We start from the raw sequence: 15,030 nt of genomic DNA, 5'->3' as shown, positions 1-15,030 counted from the left end.
AAAGCGATTGTTTGCCAAAAAATTCCTCGTTCAAACAGTTTCTCAGGGTGGGCATTGAACGCTAAAAGGTCGCCTGTTTGCGTAACAACTCGCCAATCGTCAGATTTAACTGAGCCTCCCCACCAAAGACGGTTCCGACCTTGCCTCGATTGAAGTGAACCCAAGCTAGGTGATAACCTTCCCCTGGTAAAGGTACATAGCCCACCTTACTGACTAAGGTCGGTGCATTCTTCAGGTAAAACTCTACAAAGTCATGAACTGCTTGGTTGTTTTGGGCAGACTTGGCGTTCACGTAAATGAAGAGAGGTCGGGAAAGCGGTTGATAATCAGCATTTTCCACAGTCTGGCGCGAAGGCAAGACGGGTTGTTTGCCGTTGTCAACGGCTAGAGCTTTCAACTGACCTGGGTTGGCTTCGTAATAAGCAAGACCAAAGTAACCCAAAGCATTCGGGTCTTTGCTCACTCCCTGAACCAGGACGTTATCATCCTCACTGGCTGTATAGTCGCTGCGGCTAGCCTTGACGGTACCTACCGTTGCTTCGGTGAAGTAGTCAAAGGTGCCAGATTCTTTATCTGCACCATAAAGGTTTAGCGGTCGGTCGGGCCACTCAGCACGAATTTGGTTCCAGCGGGTGATTTTCCCTTGGGCACCTGGTTCCCACATCTTTTTCAATTCCGCCACGGTGATGTCTTTTGCCCAATTATTTTGGGTATTCACGACGACGGTAAGGGCATCAAAGGCGACGGGAAGTTCGATATATCTGACGCCTGCTTTGTTGCAGGCTTCCATCTCATCGGTCAGGATCGGTCGAGAGGCGTTGCTAATATCTGTTTCTCCAGTACAGAACTTTTTAAATCCACCGCCAGTTCCGGAGATGCTAACCGTGATATCGGCGTTTTTGTTTTTGTTGTTGTTTTTGTTGGCTTGGTTTGCTTGAAATTCCGCAGCGATCGCATTCGTAATCGGATAAACGGTACTAGAACCATCCACCTTAACTTGCGGCGGCGGTTGCTGCGCTTGACTAGACGAGTTGAGGGGCGCTGTGCAACTGGTCGTCAACGCGAGAACACCCAGCGCGATCGCCCACCGAAAAGTTATTGCCTTCATCAAACTCACCCCCAATGACATTGCGGAAGGAGTACAATTCCATCATTTCAAAAAAACTTGATTTGTCAAGTAGCGATGGAATAGGATAAGTAGATGAAAGATCAAAAAATTGATAGTTTAAGGCACGTCTTTGCAGGGAAGCGCTGATAAGAGCGGACTGAAGCGACGGTACTCTGCCAAATACTGCTCCAAAACAACAAATTGGGGCAGATTCAGGCTGTAGTAAATCCAGCGTCCTTCCTGTCGGGAGCAAACTAAGGCGGCTTCTTTGAGGGTTTTTAGGTGAAAGGAAAGTTTAGACTGAGTGACCCCCAACTGTTCGCAGAGTTCGCAGACGCATTGCTCTTGTTCGCGGAGCAGTTCCAATACTTGAATCCGCAGGGGGTCAGACAGGGCATGAAAACCAGAAGAAACGGAAGGAGGTGCGATCGCGGGTAGTTTAGCCATCAAGTTTTATGGAAAAATCTCTTCAGCTATCCTATCCAAGCACCAAGCAAATCCGTCAATTAACAGCAACCGCCGCCCGTATAGTACCAGCTTGAATCAGTAATCAGGATGTCTTTTGGCATGAATGCACCAAGCTTAAGCGCCGTCTTATCGCACACTGCTGCTGGTAAACCCCGCTGGAGGATATGCCCATTCGAGTCATCAAAAAACTCTTCGGTGCCGCTGTAAATCGCCGTTTTGCCAGTAAAAATACAGGCACCATCTTCAGGAATTTGCACTTTAAAAGAAACAGAATCCAAACTTTCTAATAGCAAAGGTTCCTGCAACCCGTAGCTAGCGCAATCTAGCAGTCGGTAAGGACGCCGCGCTCGAATTTCTACCTGCCCAAATCCAGCATCAATGAGGTGCTGAGTATATTGCTCGTAAGTTAAAGCACCCGACAGACACATCGCCCGTAACCGTTCATCCTGCCGCAGATGGGGTGGGATGGGACGAGTGGCAATCGGGTCGCTCATCAGTAGGCGACCCCCTGGTTTTAATACCCGGAAGGCTTCTTGAAGCGCCCTATGCAGGTCGGCGGGTTCAAAGATATTAAATAGACAATTCTGCGCCACCACATCTACAGAGGCATCTGGCACCGGCAGGGCGAAGGCATCGCCTTCCCGAATCTCCACGAAACTGGGGTCAAACCAGGAATTTTCTTGGGCAGCGATCGCTAAGTTACGAGTTGCTGCCTCGCGCATCGCCGCCACTGGATCGACAGCAATCACCCCACTCGGACGGCGAGAAAAATAAGCAAATTGCAGCGCTTCTAAACCACCGCCAACACCGACATACAGCACCGTCGGGTCATTAGCAAGTTCAGCGGCATGGACGGTGGTACCGCAACCGTAGTTCATCTCCTGCATCTGAGGCGAAATTTTCAGTCCTGGCAGTTGCAGGGGACTGCTTTGGACACAACAAAGTCCGACTTGTGGCGTCTGTGCCACTTCACTATAAAACTCAGCAGCGGTTTCGAGATAGCTCACTCAAATATTCTCCTAGGTTGGCGTTGCGACTTTCTAGCAAATTGCTAAAAATACTCTGATTCCAATCTATAAGGCTATCAAATCCCCGATAGATGAGTATTGCCTGAGAAAGGACTCTCCCCGGCACTGCCAACTTTTCCCCTGGTCTGCTGAGGCGAAGTTAACATAGAGCATTGACATCTCCCCCTTTTAGAAAAAGGGGGATTCTAAACTGATGTTGCGAAGTGCGGCTAGAAGCCGCACTTCGCAACGTTTACGATATGATTTATTAACCCTTGTAAACAAATCATATCGTTGTGGCACTGTCAAAGATGCCCTACCCACCTCGGCTAAGTTTAACTTTAGCTGTGTGGCTACTTTTCTCATGATGTTGGCGCTACCATTGCAATCTGCATTGATAATGAAGCCATCACGACTTTTGTACATTCCGCGCTTTACCCTTCTTCCTGACGGTTTCCATCCGTTGGGTTTTTCACCATGTTTGTGGAGGCTGTCGCCATCAAGGTAAGATGCTTTTGAAGTATACGCCTCCTCTGTAATCGTCAAAACAATTCCGTACTCTCTTGCAAGTTGTTTTAATCTCTCAATCAGACGACCCGTAGGGATTACAACAAAATTCTGGTTCCCGCGTTTGCCCATATTGGAACCATTCTTCTGCCCATCGTTCCAACCAATAACAATATTTCCAATGCCATCATTAAGACATCGATTAACAATGAATCGTGCTGCTTTATTAATGGCATCACGCATTTGGTTATTGCGCTTAAGCTGCACTCGGTCAAGATTGGAATCCCAGTAGAACTCTGATTTTCCTTGCTTGTACTTAGCAATCAAGCGACAATAACCTTGGTTCATTGCCTTTAGCTTACGACCATCAATAATCAAACTTTTACCACAAGTTGAAACTCCTGTTAACCAATTTGTTCCACCGTGGTCAAAGCTCCAAGCTTGGGTGTAATCCAGGTTTGGATTACACCCAATTGGTTGTTTGCCGTCATCAATAACCCAATCAACCCAGAATTCTCCGTAATTAGGTCGTATCGTGACTTCTTTTACCCAATCAGGATTAATAAAATCAGGTAATTGCAAGGTTATTTCAGTCAGCAGGTGTGGTTTAGTTTCCTTGCTAATTGATGGATAAAAACAATCGTTTTTATAGGTCAAAGCTTGTCTTGGAAATGTGACAGCAGCAAGTCCACCACGTTTTCTGTACTTGGGTAACGATGGTCTATCAACGTCACCACGGTAATAAGCTTTGACCAAACCGTTGTAACTAGATATCGCCTCTCCTACTGATTTCAACGTTTGCTGTGCAGACTGGGCTGCCATTGCTTTGTAATGAGGATTGTCCTTGAGAATTTTGTCTAATTCCGGGTAAGTACTATTACACCGATAAGTTTTCCATCCGTAGTGCAGTTCATCTCCACGCCAATAAGTAGAAAAAGCGTCATTAGACTCTTGCAACATCTCGTAATGGCTTTGTTTAGCTGCGTAAATCGCGCAATTAATTAAGCTGTTAGCTTGTTCACACTGGTCAACCCAAAACAACTTCTCTTCGTCTGTAAACCTTGCTTTAACTGGTACTGTTCTGTACAACTTGCATCACCTTTTGTTGTTTATTATAATTGCTACTACATATAAAAAAAAGAAAATCTGTAAAAATATGGCTAAAATTTCAGGAAAAGATTATGAGTACAGGCGTACCGAGAATTCCGTATCTTCCATTAATTATCATTTTGTGTTTGTACCTAAGCGTCGTAGACCTGTGTTGGTCAAAGACGTGGCAAAACGTCTCCAAGAAATTATTTTTGATTTGGTAACAGAGCATAACTGGAAGTTAATCGCCTTAGAGATAATGCCAGACCATGTACATTTATTTTTGAACACTCCCACCGATGAAGCGCCATCTCAAATTGCTAAATGGGTCAAAGGTCGAGCATCGCATCATTTAAGAAAAGAATTTCCAGAATTAAAAAAACTACCCGATGAAGTGGACACCGACCTATTTTGTAGCGTCAACAGGTCAAGTCAGTACTGAGGTAGTTAAAAAGTACATCGAAAATCAACGAGGGAAATAAGAGATACTACGGGTTAAAACCCGCTTCCGTCGCGTTTCATCCCCTCGATAAATCGTAGGGGTTCTCACGCTCCCGTATTATTATGATAGGAATTTATACTGTTGTGCTGGACTCAAAAGTGGAAACTGGTTCGCAAGAAAAGTGTTTGGAGCAAGATCGGCGTTGCGTCATAGTTTGCCAGTACCGTTCCTGTCTGGCAAATGGAAGCGCAGACGTACTTGCCGCTTTTGAGAGTGCTGAAATTCCCGGAGTAATGGTAACGGGTAGCGGTTGCCAGGGACAGTGCAGCTGTGGTCCTACGGTGCGAATTGTCCCCGAAGAAACTTGGTACTGCCGAGTTCAACCCAGCGATGTCCAGATGATCGTTGAACAACATTTACAAGGGGGGCAACCGATAGAAGCAAAGCTCAATCCCAGAATTCACATGAGAATCAGTTTTTGAAGTTATTTTGACTCCTATAACTGCCGCCGTGTCAAGTTTTCTCAGACGTAGGTTGGTTACTTGCTTAAATCAAGCAGTTTCTGTGGCAGTTTGACGACACGGGCGATCGCGCATCCATCTAATGTATGTAGATTGTATGTAGATCAAAAGCCGATCGTTGTATTTCTAGGCTTTAATAGTTCAGTAGAACGCTGTATAAGGCTCATCAATATGCCTACTTATACCGGAATTTCCAGTGAAGCTTTTAGACATCCCCTCGACCGACAAGCCGAGCAAGCCTTACGCAGCGTGCCTGGATTTGATATGGCTGCCCGTAAATTTGTGGAATTTGTCTCCGAGCGTCCCCAGTTTGTCTACCACATGGGCAATAGCATTCAGGTCGGGCCGCGTCAGTATGCTAGCATCTATGGAATCTTCCGGGAATGCTTGCGCGATCTGGACGTTTACCCAGAGCCAACGCTTTTCGTTTCCCAAGCTCCTTGGGTGAATGCCAGCGCCCTCGGACAAGAACGCCCTTATGTAATCCTGAACTCTGGACTTTTAGACCTGCTCAACGAAGCGGAACTTCGGGCAGTCATTGCACATGAATTAGGACATATTAAATGCGGTCACACGACCTTACGTCAGATGGCGATTTGGGCTTTGCAAGCCGTCAATTTTATCGGGAATGCGACCTTTGGCTTCAGCACTTTGATCGGTACCGGGTTGATTTTGGCGTTTATTGAATGGAGCCGTAAAGCGGAATTCTCAGCAGATCGAGCCGCTTTCCTGGTGACAGACGACCTGAATCCGGTGATGCACTTAATGATGAAATTTGCTGGCGGCAGTGCCCGTTATGCCAATGAAGTGAATTTAGATGAATTTATTCGTCAATCGCAAAAATATCAGGAATTGGACGAAGACGGGTTGAATCAAGTCTACAAGTTCTTACTTTACAATAACTTTACTCAAGGTTTGTTTACGACCCATCCCTTTACGGTCGATCGCCTTCACCACTTGCAGGAGTGGGCAAACTCAGAGGAATATCGTCAGATTCGTCGGGGCAATTACCAACGTTCCTCTGCACAGGGCGCGGTGAATGTCCCATCAGAAACAGCCGTTAATGAGGTGGAGGCGCTACAGCGTCAAATTGAGGAATTGCAAGAACAAATTAACCGTCTCCGGTCTGAATCAGAAGATCCCTAGCGGTTGAGAGCAAGTTCCCTAAGCGGATGTATTTTCAAGGATTGCTATGGGCAGTCAAGTCAAGTACGATACACTGCAATTAGCATTGACGCTGGGTGCCATCTACTTTCTCTTTTCGCACTCTAAGGAAGGACTCAATAGTCCTAATTACTGGAATGGTCAGGGACATTCTATCAGATGGATATCAGACTGAGGCTCGCGTCATCTCAAACCAGCCAGATCGAGATATGATCTATCGTTTTTTGGTGGACATTGTTCAGCAATCGCCTCCAGAAGCCGTTCTGCAAGAATTTAAGCAGTTATTTATTTATTACAGTCCTAACGCTGTTAATACCAACGCGGTAAAAGTGCTTTCTGACATTATCTTTGCGAATAACGAAGAAGAATTTAAAAACACTCTAAAGCGCTCTTGTTATATTCTGATCAATAATTGGGAAACGACCCGAAGCTATAACGCAATTAAAGAATTAGTTCTAGTATTTGGCGATTTAAATATTAGCAAGTCAACTCTGTCTCCAAGTTTAAGTAAGCTGAGACTTTGGCTGGTAAATTTTATTAAAAGTCAAGATTATCAAGATTTAAAAATATTTGCCGCTAGATACGAAGAACATGAAACAATTCATTGGAGTCATCGTTATAATTCTTATCTGTTAGTTCCTCAATATGCGAATCTCAAAAACCCCGTCGAACAGCGGGAAGCTGCCAGAGCATTGTCGCAAGAACTGAAAGATCGCTTCAAGTTTGACCTGGCAATGTATACCGCGCGATCGCAATCGGCGATGCCTAGAGAAATTTTGCCTAAAAACCCGACTGGTTTGGGGGACGAGGTGCTGCGTCTGATCAAGACGATTGTTGCGAAACGGGGGCCGTTTAGTTATACAAATCTGGCAAATATTTTTCTCCAACAAACTCAGGAACTTCCCTACAAAAATTTTAAGCACAGTCTACAAAAATATTTAATTTTTTCAGTAGAAAATATAAAATTTGTAGAGGTATTGAAAACAAAATTAGCGGAAAAGCTAGATAATGTATATGAAAATCATCATGAAGAAACTCTAGATGATGCCCTGTTGTTAAGAACCTGTAATCGGACGATAGAATATTTAACGACGGAAAATCATCGGGAACCTTCGCCTCTATTTATTTTATTGATGTCGCAAGGGCATCCGTTGACTTTAGTAATCGTACTGCTGAAAATTCTATTAATTTGTAAAAATGTTCGCACCCATTTAGAAACTTGCATTGCTGAGTTAATCAAATACTATATGCACTGTTCGGAAGAGGATTGCAAGTGGGTAGTGAATTTCTTTGAAATCTTTCATATAACCTTTGCTATCTATGCTGAAAACGTTCAATACAATTTGATCAAGATGAACGAAAATGGAACGAAGAAGCTGCCTCACGGGACGACACAGATGTATCGGGTTTTTTCTCAACTGAAGTTGGATAGCGATATAAAAGCTGCAACCTCTGCGATCGCAGAGGTGATGTCGGAGCCAGGACTCGCAGAGGATTAGTTTTATTTATCCTTCAGTTCGCTCAAAGTTGCCAATCCAGCAGCGGCGGCTTCCGCTAAAATACTCACCAACCGGAATAGGGCGACGACGCCCAGGAGAATGGCGGCAGAAAAATGTTGACCGAATAGGGCGATCGCTGTGGCTTCAAATACCCCGATTCCCCCTGGTGCGCCGGGAACAATCAAACCCAACAGCCATGACAAACTAAACCCACTCAGCAGCATCGGTATCTGATTCGGATGCACTGGCGTCAGCGCCAGCATGGCAAACAAAAATCCCGCGCCACGCAGTAACAAAAAGCCAATTTCTCCCAATAAAGGTAATAGGGGATAGCGCTCAAGTCGAAAAGAAGCTTCTGTAGCTTCTGTGAGGGGTTGAGAAGCAGAAGCAGTAGCATTTTCTTCTCTCCCGCGCCCCTGCGCCCCTGCGCCTCTTGCCTTCTTTCCCTTCAACTTACTCGCCAACTGGATCAGCGGGTTCAAAATTCGGGGATGAACGCTCAACAAAACCACACCCAAACCAAGAAGTTGTAAGGTTCTCGTCTGGGTATTCTGCGGGGCACCTGCCCAACCCAACTGGCTACCTGCCAAGGCAACTAATAAAGCTGCTGCTGCCATCAGCAGGGGTTCGAGTAACACGCTGAGAGTCGCGGCACCGAAAGAACCCCCGTGCGATGTCACCGCCACGATGCGCCCATAGTAGTGCCAGACATTCCCTGGTAAATATTTGGCAAGGTTGGTTTTGAGGTAAACCTGGAGCGCCCATCGAGGCTGAACGGGTTGCCGGAATGATTGCAAAATCCAGCTCCAGACGAATCCAGACCAAGTATGAGCCAGTAAAGTAATCAAAAAGGCGATCGCGAGAAAAGTCCATCCCGCACCAGTCATTCGGATGGCTGCGACTTCCCGCCAGTTGTCTTTGAGAGCTTTTGCCAAAAAAAATAGCGTCCCGCCGAGAATAACCCAGCGCAAGTACGGCTTCAGGGATGACCAAATTTTTTTCATGACCTTTCACACTGGGAAGCTAGTTGAGGCAAATACCTCATCCTAGAGTATGAGAATACCGGAGCGAGAACGGTAGCGAGTCTGTAACTTTTGCCAGAGGGAGCGATCGCTCTTCTATTTCTACACTTTGCAGGCATTAGCGAACAATTTCCCAAGTCAAACTTTGAAGCTTAGTTGGTCTAATCACATCTTGCTCCGGGCGGTTGAAACCGCAGCTTGACAAACTCGCACCTGCCCCCTACGCAGGTTACAAAAACCTTGATTGGCGGTGAGCCAAGGTAGGCGGACTGGGAATGCAATCGCCCCAGAATTCCATTGTGAGGGCTTAGTGCAAGATGTGAGTAGGCAAAACTTGGCACGTCTGGGATACGGATAACGATCCGCTACCTGATGGTGAGGCAAGTTTGATGTGGGCGATCGCGCTTGGACCCGATCGATGCCCATACTCATCAGATGCTGAAAGATCGAGAAAAATCAGTCAAGTTCTAGGCTGAGCGCTGTTTTTAACTGGCATGGTCATGAACAAACCGATATAACCGTAGTTTCGCTGATTTTTTGTGAATCTCTCTACGGTTAGAGAGAGGTGGCTTTTAGTTGCAACCAGAATGTGACCTGCGCTAGAGGATCGAACACCGTAGCTTTTGTATTGTTTATAACAGTTCGGAAAAATCTTGGGAGTAGTGTGTGAAACACTTAACTGCTTTCTTTAAAAAACTACGGTTAGGTCAAATATTGACCGTTTTTTTGGCAGGCGTGTTGCTAATTGTTACCACCGCTTGTAATAATGGCGATTCTTTAGGGGCGCGTCCACAAAACCCCCCCGTGCAAATGGGAGGTAACAACAATCCCCACAAGAATGGTGGAGATGGCTACACGAATTACAAAATGTCCACCGATCCTAACATCAGCAAAACAGCGAATCCACGCGATCGCGCTGACTTGCAGATCCTCTCCAATCAGTTAATTGCTACCAGTAATTCTGAAATCCTTTACCCAGGTGCTGAGACACCACAGGGGCGATTGGAAAAAGAGAGAGAACTACCAATCAAAACCTCCGATGACTTCACCCAGCCTAAACCAGGTGGACTCAATCAGCGCAATTCCGATATTGGAGAGCGAGTCGGAAATCGACTGGAGAAGGTCGGCGAAGAGTTCAAAGATGCTTCCAGCTTCATCAAAGATAAATCAGATGAAGCCGGTCAGAGACCCGAACTGCAAAGCAATCCCACTTTGCACAAGTAAGCAAATAATTGAGGTTTGAGATTTTCGATTGATTGCCAGTCGAAAATATCAGATGGCAATACTAACAAAAACAACCATTGACTCGTACAGAAAAAGGAGTTTTTTCGATGAACAGCGTCATTACTTGGTTTAAAAAAATCAACTTGGGCAAAATCATCACCGTATTTTTGTCCGCCACGATCATATTTGTTACCACCGCTTGTAATGGTGGGGCGCAAGCGAAGACCGCCGACCAAGTCAGGGAGGACGTTCCTAAAGGTGCCTTAACCAATGAGTATAAAGGCGGGATGAACGACTATAGCGATACCGATCCCAGAAGAGACACCTCAGGCGTATCAGCTAAGGCAAAAGGTCTGATAGATAATGCTGAGCGCAACGTGATTGACCAGACCGACGACTTAGGAACCAACACCAAGCGGATACTGGATAAGAAGGGCGAAAACGCCAGAGATTTCGGTCAGAACGTGAAGGGAAATACCGAAGCGATTGGCGACAAAGCGCAAAGATCGGCTAGCGATTTTGCTAAAGGAGCAAAGCAGGGAGTTGAAAATCTCAAGGGCAATACTCAGGATGCAACCAAAGACCTGGGTAAAGGAACGCAGCGGGCAGCTGATAATGTCCAGGAAAATACTAAAGATGCAGGCAGAAATGTAGTTGAGAGTGCCAAGCGCACAGCGGATAAAGCTGTGAGTGGTGCCCAGCGGGCTGTTGACAAGGCTAGTGATGCTATGGATTATTAGCAGCTTCTGGAATTAAATAAACTCCAGACTCAATCAATGATTCTAGGGGCGGGACAATCCTGCCCCTATTTGCTTTTGGAATGGCACTGACTTAAGACTTGTAGTTGGGTTGAGTGACCTCAACCCAACGATTTCCTTGTTTTGGTTGGGTTGAGTGACCTCAACCCAACCAAAGAATAGAATTGAATTCTCGTTCAGTCAGTGTCATTCCTGTCAGGGTTGATCGGAAGGGTTTATGCTCCCGGATAAACCGGATCAAAAATACATAACCTCAGCCTGACTGAAGATATAGCCCAGTAGAACACACATTCTCGGCTATTGAAATGAAAAGATTTCTAACCGTTGTGCTGTCTCCAACTGAGGTGGCGAAGCAGCTGGCATCTGATTGTCCTGGCTATAGCGCCGCAACCCATGAAAGTATTGCTCGCTGGCTGGTGGGAGAGGACGTAGAGCGTTTTAAAACGTTTAACGCCCCTCAGAGGGCAATTGCCTTGCAAGCGATGGATTATCGCTATCGCATTTTACGGCAACGCTACTTAGGCGTGGGAACAGAGCGTGCTTATTGCAACTTGACGACTCGGTTGGGGAGTTTAGTATTGCTGAGGAATAAAATTCGGATCTGGGTGGCGCTGTCGCGCGATCGCTCTTCAGCGGTTGTCGATGTGTTGCAAGAAGTCATTCAGGAATTATTGCATCGCGATCGCTACATTCAACAGCAAATTGCCTGGATCGGCAAATGTACTTCAGATACTCGCTTGGGTAACTCCCTGTTGATGAGCAGCATCGAAGAATACTGTCTCAGACCGATTCGCAACCAGCCACTTTTAGTTTATAGATTTTTTAACTATCTACGTCGTTCCCAGCGGGGAGGGATGACTCAGATCCCAGATGGTGAACTGGTGCGACTGGTTTCTGAGGAAGTGGCTCCGAATGAGACAAACATTCCGGTAAGTTTACTCGATATCCACGCAGTTGCCCAGTATCAAGAAAATCAAGCAATTGAAGAACAAATGTTCCTGCGGACAACCGTAAAGCAGGAGTTTTACAACTATTTAGCCGAAAATGTCAGTCGAGAAGCCGCTGTTTGGCTGGAGCTTTACCTTGCTGGCAATTCTCAAGAAGCGATCGCCAGCGCCTTGAATTTGCAGATTAGGGAAGTCTATCGTCTGCGGGAAAAAGTCAGTTACCATGCGATTCGCGTTTTTGCCAGAAAAACGCAGCCAGAACTAATCGCCAGCTGGCTAAAAACCACCGCAGCGGGTAGAACATCTGAGCAACTTGTGCCGATGGGGATGAAAAGGCAGCCGAGTCAAGTTCGGGTAAAAGCGGGAATTTCTTGAAGATGTGAGTGGCTTTGTTTAAAGTTATCCTTATTCGTTTTTTAGCCGTTCAATCAGCTCACCCGGACTCGCCTCAATTGACTTTTATCAGCATCCCTATTCTACGCGAGGCAAGTATGAGAAAAATTTCAGAGTCGCTTTGCATAGTTGGGTGAAATAACGATGGGTACGGCATCGAGATACTGGCTGTTGATGAGAATTGATAGTTTCGGCAAGTGCCGAACTGAAGAAGTTGAGTCGGCAAAAGCCTTTTTCTTGACTCAATTTTCCGGACTCGCTGACCGAGAGGATATGCCAGACTGGGAAATTCAACGCCAACTCATGCAGTGGTTCCAGAACGATGACACTCGCCGCCAGATGGCTGAGATGTGTCTGCGCTGCTTTATCTCTAACCAAATTCAAGAATTTTGCTTAGAACTAGAGCAGAAGTTTGGCAAAAACCATGACTTCACCAGTATCGATCTGTTGCCGTTGGTACTCGATAGCACTTTTCGTTCTCCGCGTCAGGAGACGGATGAAAGTCGGACAAACTATCTATCTGTAACCGCTCGAATTTTGCAAACCTTTGACCCGGATAAGAGTAAATTATCGACTTGGACGGTCAGGATGGTAAAGAGCGATCGCTTCCTCAAACGATTCTTACTCGAACACAGAATTGAGCAAGTTACTGACTGGATGATTCTTAGTTACATGAACCCCGGACGGTTGCAGCGAGTTTTATTAGAGTTTGATCGGACACCAGCAGAAATCAACCAAGCGCTTCAGCTACTTGATAGCTACCACCAGATTTATCGCACCCAACTTTTGCAGCACCGCAAAGCTGGAGAGAAAAGCCGATATCCAGACCCAACCGCCTTACAATTGCGTCAAATGGCTGAACAATTGTCAGCTACTCGGACAATATTTCCCGAACAAATCTTAAGAGAATTGCAAGAACTCGCTCAGTTACTTAGAGCCGGACGCCTTCGTACTCGGAAAGGTTTAACGTCTTTGGATACCGGAAATCCTGCGGAAAGAAATAGAGCATTTAGTGAGGATGATTCTAATGAGCAATCAGAGTTCTTAGCAGGCTATCACCAACAATTTAATACCTGTTTAGCTCAGTCTGTTAAGCAGGTAATTCAAGCTCGCTTTACCTATTTGCAATCCCAGAAAAATCAGAAAGCGCCAAACTTCCTCAAGGCACTTCATTTATTTCACTGTCAGGGAGTTCCCATGAAAGAAATTGCTCCCCAACTCGGTTTGAAAGACCAGCCTCAAGTGAGCCGCCTGCTGGAACTCAAAAACTTACGCAGCGATATCGGACGCCGAACGTTATTGTGCTTGCGAACTTGCGTTTTAAAGTTAGCTCAATGTTACATTGATCCCGTGCAACTCCAAGATTTGGAGTCAAAAGTCCAATTTATTTTAGATAAAGAGATTTCTACGGAGATTGAGAAGGCGAAAAAAGAATCTCACATCGGACACAACCGAGTTATGAACAGTCAACTAGCTGCAACTATTTGTAAATATCTTAATAGCAAGAAAGAAGAACGAGCATGAATTACTTAACATTGACGGATGATTGGGTCGAATTTGAAGAATTGACAGAAACAATTTCCTTAGAACCAGAGCAGCTTGACCAAGCTGTAGAATTGAGTAGGCAAGTAGGTAATGAAGATCGAAAATGGCAAATTTATCTTCAAGCTTTAAGTTTATTGAGTTTTGAGGAATGGCTCCGGAAACGAGAACCGGAAATTTCCCTAGATAGAGAATACTCTTCAGTTTTGCAACCCCAGTATGCCAATGCGATTGATGCAGTTTTTAATTTGAGAGTCGGAGAATTTAAAGTTTGTCTAATTCCTACTATCACCTTAACCGATAAAGAAGTGACTATCCCCAGAGCGGCAGTAGATTTACCAGAATTTATGGCTCATTTTTATGTAGTTATTGGCATTGAGGAAGAGTTGGAAGTTGCAGCAATTAGAGGTTTTTTGCGTCACGATCAACTGATGAATTATCAACCGCAATTACAACCGGAAGCTGATTGGACTTATCAGCTCCCACTCGCTTGGTTTAATCGCGAACCTAATGAACTGTTGCTTTATTTGCAATGTTTAGATCCATCAGCAATTCCTTTACCTGAAATCCCAACCAATCGTCAGGCTACCCTAGCTCGAATGCAGGGGACACTATTAACATTATTACCCCAACTGCGTAACCGTCCTTTGTGGCAAGTCTTGACGTGGGAGCAGGGAGCAGCAGTACTGACGACGCCAGATTTACTCAAATGGCTCTACCAGTCTCTAACGGAGAATACAGCAACCGTTACCAACCATCTATCAGAGTTGCTCCAAATTTTGACTCAGCAGGCGGTAAATGTCAGGAACTGGTTCCACAATCAAGTGGATGAAGTAAGGCAAGAAATGTCCTGGGAAGCCTTGCCAGCACCGTCCCCCTGGCGCGTAACTGAGCCAATGAGAGAGTTGCCAGCAGCATTCTCCCTCCGCAGAACCGAACAAAGCCCATCTCAAGAATTAGAAGAGATTCTCAGAGAAATTAGTCGCAATAATCAGTTAGAGATTCCAGCAAATGCGGGTTGTGCTTACCGAGACTTAACTCTAGGAAATCGGTTGCGGCTGTATGCTGTTACCTGGTCTCTCCCGGATGATAATGAATGGACGTTATTGCTGATATTAAGGGCGATTCCTGGTAATGAACCTCACGATAACATGACGTTGCGAGTGAGCGACCTGGTGGAGGTTTTGGCGGAAGATACACTGCAATCAGATGGGAATGATGACTATACTTTTACCCAGGTGGCGGGTACTTATCAGGATAAATTTCTAGCGACCATTACTTTAGCAACTGGAGAAGCCCAAACATTGCCACCGTTTGAATTTATTTTATGACTAACGAC

The 15,030-nt window shown here is 45.6% G+C and carries 15 protein-coding genes and 1 pseudogene; 10 read left to right on the top strand and 6 right to left on the bottom strand.

Annotated features, from left to right (window positions below):
- Positions 1-61: 61 nt before the first annotated feature.
- From AC2VDX_RS05620 to AC2VDX_RS05605, 4 genes are all read right to left on the bottom strand, one after another.
- A complete protein-coding gene (locus AC2VDX_RS05620) occupies positions 62-1,108 on the bottom strand; it encodes a PstS family phosphate ABC transporter substrate-binding protein (protein ID WP_378174509.1) in 1,047 nt (348 codons plus the stop codon).
- 117 nt (positions 1,109-1,225) lie between these two features.
- A complete protein-coding gene (locus AC2VDX_RS05615; RefSeq protein WP_378174512.1) occupies positions 1,226-1,555 on the bottom strand; it encodes an ArsR/SmtB family transcription factor in 330 nt (109 codons plus the stop codon).
- Positions 1,556-1,614: 59 nt separating this feature from the next.
- Positions 1,615-2,583, bottom strand: a complete 969-nt coding sequence (gene arsM, locus AC2VDX_RS05610) for an arsenosugar biosynthesis arsenite methyltransferase ArsM (protein WP_378174515.1) — start codon at positions 2,581-2,583, stop codon at positions 1,615-1,617.
- Positions 2,584-2,772: 189 nt separating this feature from the next.
- Positions 2,773-4,179: an RNA-guided endonuclease InsQ/TnpB family protein gene (locus AC2VDX_RS05605; RefSeq protein ID WP_378174518.1), complete on the bottom strand. Its 1,407-nt coding sequence runs from the start codon at positions 4,177-4,179 to the stop codon at positions 2,773-2,775.
- Between the two features lie 67 nt (positions 4,180-4,246).
- Here AC2VDX_RS05605 and tnpA point away from each other — a divergent pair.
- From tnpA to AC2VDX_RS05580, 5 genes and pseudogenes are all read left to right on the top strand, one after another.
- Positions 4,247-4,661, top strand: a pseudogene (gene tnpA, locus AC2VDX_RS05600) (IS200/IS605 family transposase).
- Between the two features lie 106 nt (positions 4,662-4,767).
- Entirely contained in the window at positions 4,768-5,103 is a 336-nt protein-coding gene (locus AC2VDX_RS05595; RefSeq protein WP_378174642.1) for a (2Fe-2S) ferredoxin domain-containing protein, read from the top strand.
- 210 nt (positions 5,104-5,313) lie between these two features.
- The gene (locus AC2VDX_RS05590; protein WP_378174645.1) at positions 5,314-6,288 is read left to right on the top strand and encodes a M48 family metallopeptidase; all 975 of its coding nucleotides are present in this window, start codon (positions 5,314-5,316) and stop codon (positions 6,286-6,288) included.
- A gap of 46 nt (positions 6,289-6,334) precedes the next feature.
- Positions 6,335-6,481 carry a hypothetical protein gene (locus AC2VDX_RS05585; RefSeq protein WP_486928116.1) on the top strand — a complete coding sequence of 49 codons (147 nt, stop codon included), beginning with the start codon at positions 6,335-6,337 and terminating at the stop codon, positions 6,479-6,481.
- A gap of 34 nt (positions 6,482-6,515) precedes the next feature.
- Complete coding sequence (locus AC2VDX_RS05580) at positions 6,516-7,805, top strand: hypothetical protein (protein WP_486928115.1); 1,290 nt, start codon at positions 6,516-6,518, stop codon at positions 7,803-7,805.
- A 2-nt stretch (positions 7,806-7,807) separates the two neighbouring features.
- On the opposite strand, the gene AC2VDX_RS05575 is transcribed toward AC2VDX_RS05580, so the two are convergent.
- Both AC2VDX_RS05575 and AC2VDX_RS05570 read right to left on the bottom strand, forming a co-directional pair.
- Positions 7,808-8,809, bottom strand: coding sequence for a lysylphosphatidylglycerol synthase domain-containing protein (locus AC2VDX_RS05575; RefSeq protein WP_378174524.1), 1,002 nt, complete (start codon positions 8,807-8,809; stop codon positions 7,808-7,810).
- A 183-nt stretch (positions 8,810-8,992) separates the two neighbouring features.
- Positions 8,993-9,253 (bottom strand): hypothetical protein, encoded by a 261-nt coding sequence (locus AC2VDX_RS05570; protein ID WP_378174527.1) that lies wholly within the window; start codon positions 9,251-9,253, stop codon positions 8,993-8,995.
- Between the two features lie 240 nt (positions 9,254-9,493).
- Here AC2VDX_RS05570 and AC2VDX_RS05565 point away from each other — a divergent pair, with 240 nt between their 5' ends.
- The 5 genes from AC2VDX_RS05565 to AC2VDX_RS05545 all read left to right on the top strand — a co-directional run bounded on the left by AC2VDX_RS05565 (position 9,494) and on the right by AC2VDX_RS05545 (position 15,022).
- Positions 9,494-10,051, top strand: coding sequence for a DUF6658 family protein (locus tag AC2VDX_RS05565; RefSeq protein WP_378174530.1), 558 nt, complete (start codon positions 9,494-9,496; stop codon positions 10,049-10,051).
- A gap of 107 nt (positions 10,052-10,158) precedes the next feature.
- Positions 10,159-10,791 (top strand): DUF6658 family protein, encoded by a 633-nt coding sequence (locus tag AC2VDX_RS05560; RefSeq protein WP_378174533.1) that lies wholly within the window; start codon positions 10,159-10,161, stop codon positions 10,789-10,791.
- Positions 10,792-11,114: 323 nt separating this feature from the next.
- Positions 11,115-12,131, top strand: coding sequence for a HetZ-related protein 2 (locus AC2VDX_RS05555; protein ID WP_378174536.1), 1,017 nt, complete (start codon positions 11,115-11,117; stop codon positions 12,129-12,131).
- A 162-nt stretch (positions 12,132-12,293) separates the two neighbouring features.
- On the top strand, positions 12,294-13,673 hold the full coding sequence (locus AC2VDX_RS05550) for a hypothetical protein (protein ID WP_378174539.1): 1,380 nt from the start codon (positions 12,294-12,296) through the stop codon (positions 13,671-13,673).
- Complete coding sequence (locus tag AC2VDX_RS05545; RefSeq protein ID WP_378174542.1) at positions 13,670-15,022, top strand: DUF1822 family protein; 1,353 nt, start codon at positions 13,670-13,672, stop codon at positions 15,020-15,022. Before AC2VDX_RS05550 ends, AC2VDX_RS05545 begins: the two co-directional genes overlap by 4 nt.
- Positions 15,023-15,030 lie beyond the last annotated feature (8 nt).

The organism is Coleofasciculus sp. H7-1 (assembly GCF_057473865.1).
The sequence above is the reverse complement of the archived record's forward strand: the minus strand, read 5'-3'. Positions and strand labels throughout refer to the sequence as shown.

What these genes read in the sequence shown, in the direction of transcription:
- AC2VDX_RS05620 (WP_378174509.1), bottom strand. Translation starts at nt 1,108, where the DNA reads ATGAAGGCAATAACTTTTCGGTGGGCGATCGCGCTGGGTGTTCTCGCG.
- AC2VDX_RS05615 (WP_378174512.1), bottom strand. Translation starts at nt 1,555, where the DNA reads ATGGCTAAACTACCCGCGATCGCACCTCCTTCCGTTTCTTCTGGTTTT.
- AC2VDX_RS05590 (WP_378174645.1), top strand. Translation starts at nt 5,314, where the DNA reads ATGCCTACTTATACCGGAATTTCCAGTGAAGCTTTTAGACATCCCCTC.
- AC2VDX_RS05585 (WP_486928116.1), top strand. Translation starts at nt 6,335, where the DNA reads ATGGGCAGTCAAGTCAAGTACGATACACTGCAATTAGCATTGACGCTG.
- AC2VDX_RS05580 (WP_486928115.1), top strand. Translation starts at nt 6,516, where the DNA reads ATGATCTATCGTTTTTTGGTGGACATTGTTCAGCAATCGCCTCCAGAA.
- AC2VDX_RS05575 (WP_378174524.1), bottom strand. Translation starts at nt 8,809, where the DNA reads ATGAAAAAAATTTGGTCATCCCTGAAGCCGTACTTGCGCTGGGTTATT.
- AC2VDX_RS05570 (WP_378174527.1), bottom strand. Translation starts at nt 9,253, where the DNA reads ATGGGCATCGATCGGGTCCAAGCGCGATCGCCCACATCAAACTTGCCT.
- AC2VDX_RS05560 (WP_378174533.1), top strand. Translation starts at nt 10,159, where the DNA reads ATGAACAGCGTCATTACTTGGTTTAAAAAAATCAACTTGGGCAAAATC.
- AC2VDX_RS05555 (WP_378174536.1), top strand. Translation starts at nt 11,115, where the DNA reads ATGAAAAGATTTCTAACCGTTGTGCTGTCTCCAACTGAGGTGGCGAAG.
- AC2VDX_RS05550 (WP_378174539.1), top strand. Translation starts at nt 12,294, where the DNA reads ATGGGTACGGCATCGAGATACTGGCTGTTGATGAGAATTGATAGTTTC.
- AC2VDX_RS05545 (WP_378174542.1), top strand. Translation starts at nt 13,670, where the DNA reads ATGAATTACTTAACATTGACGGATGATTGGGTCGAATTTGAAGAATTG.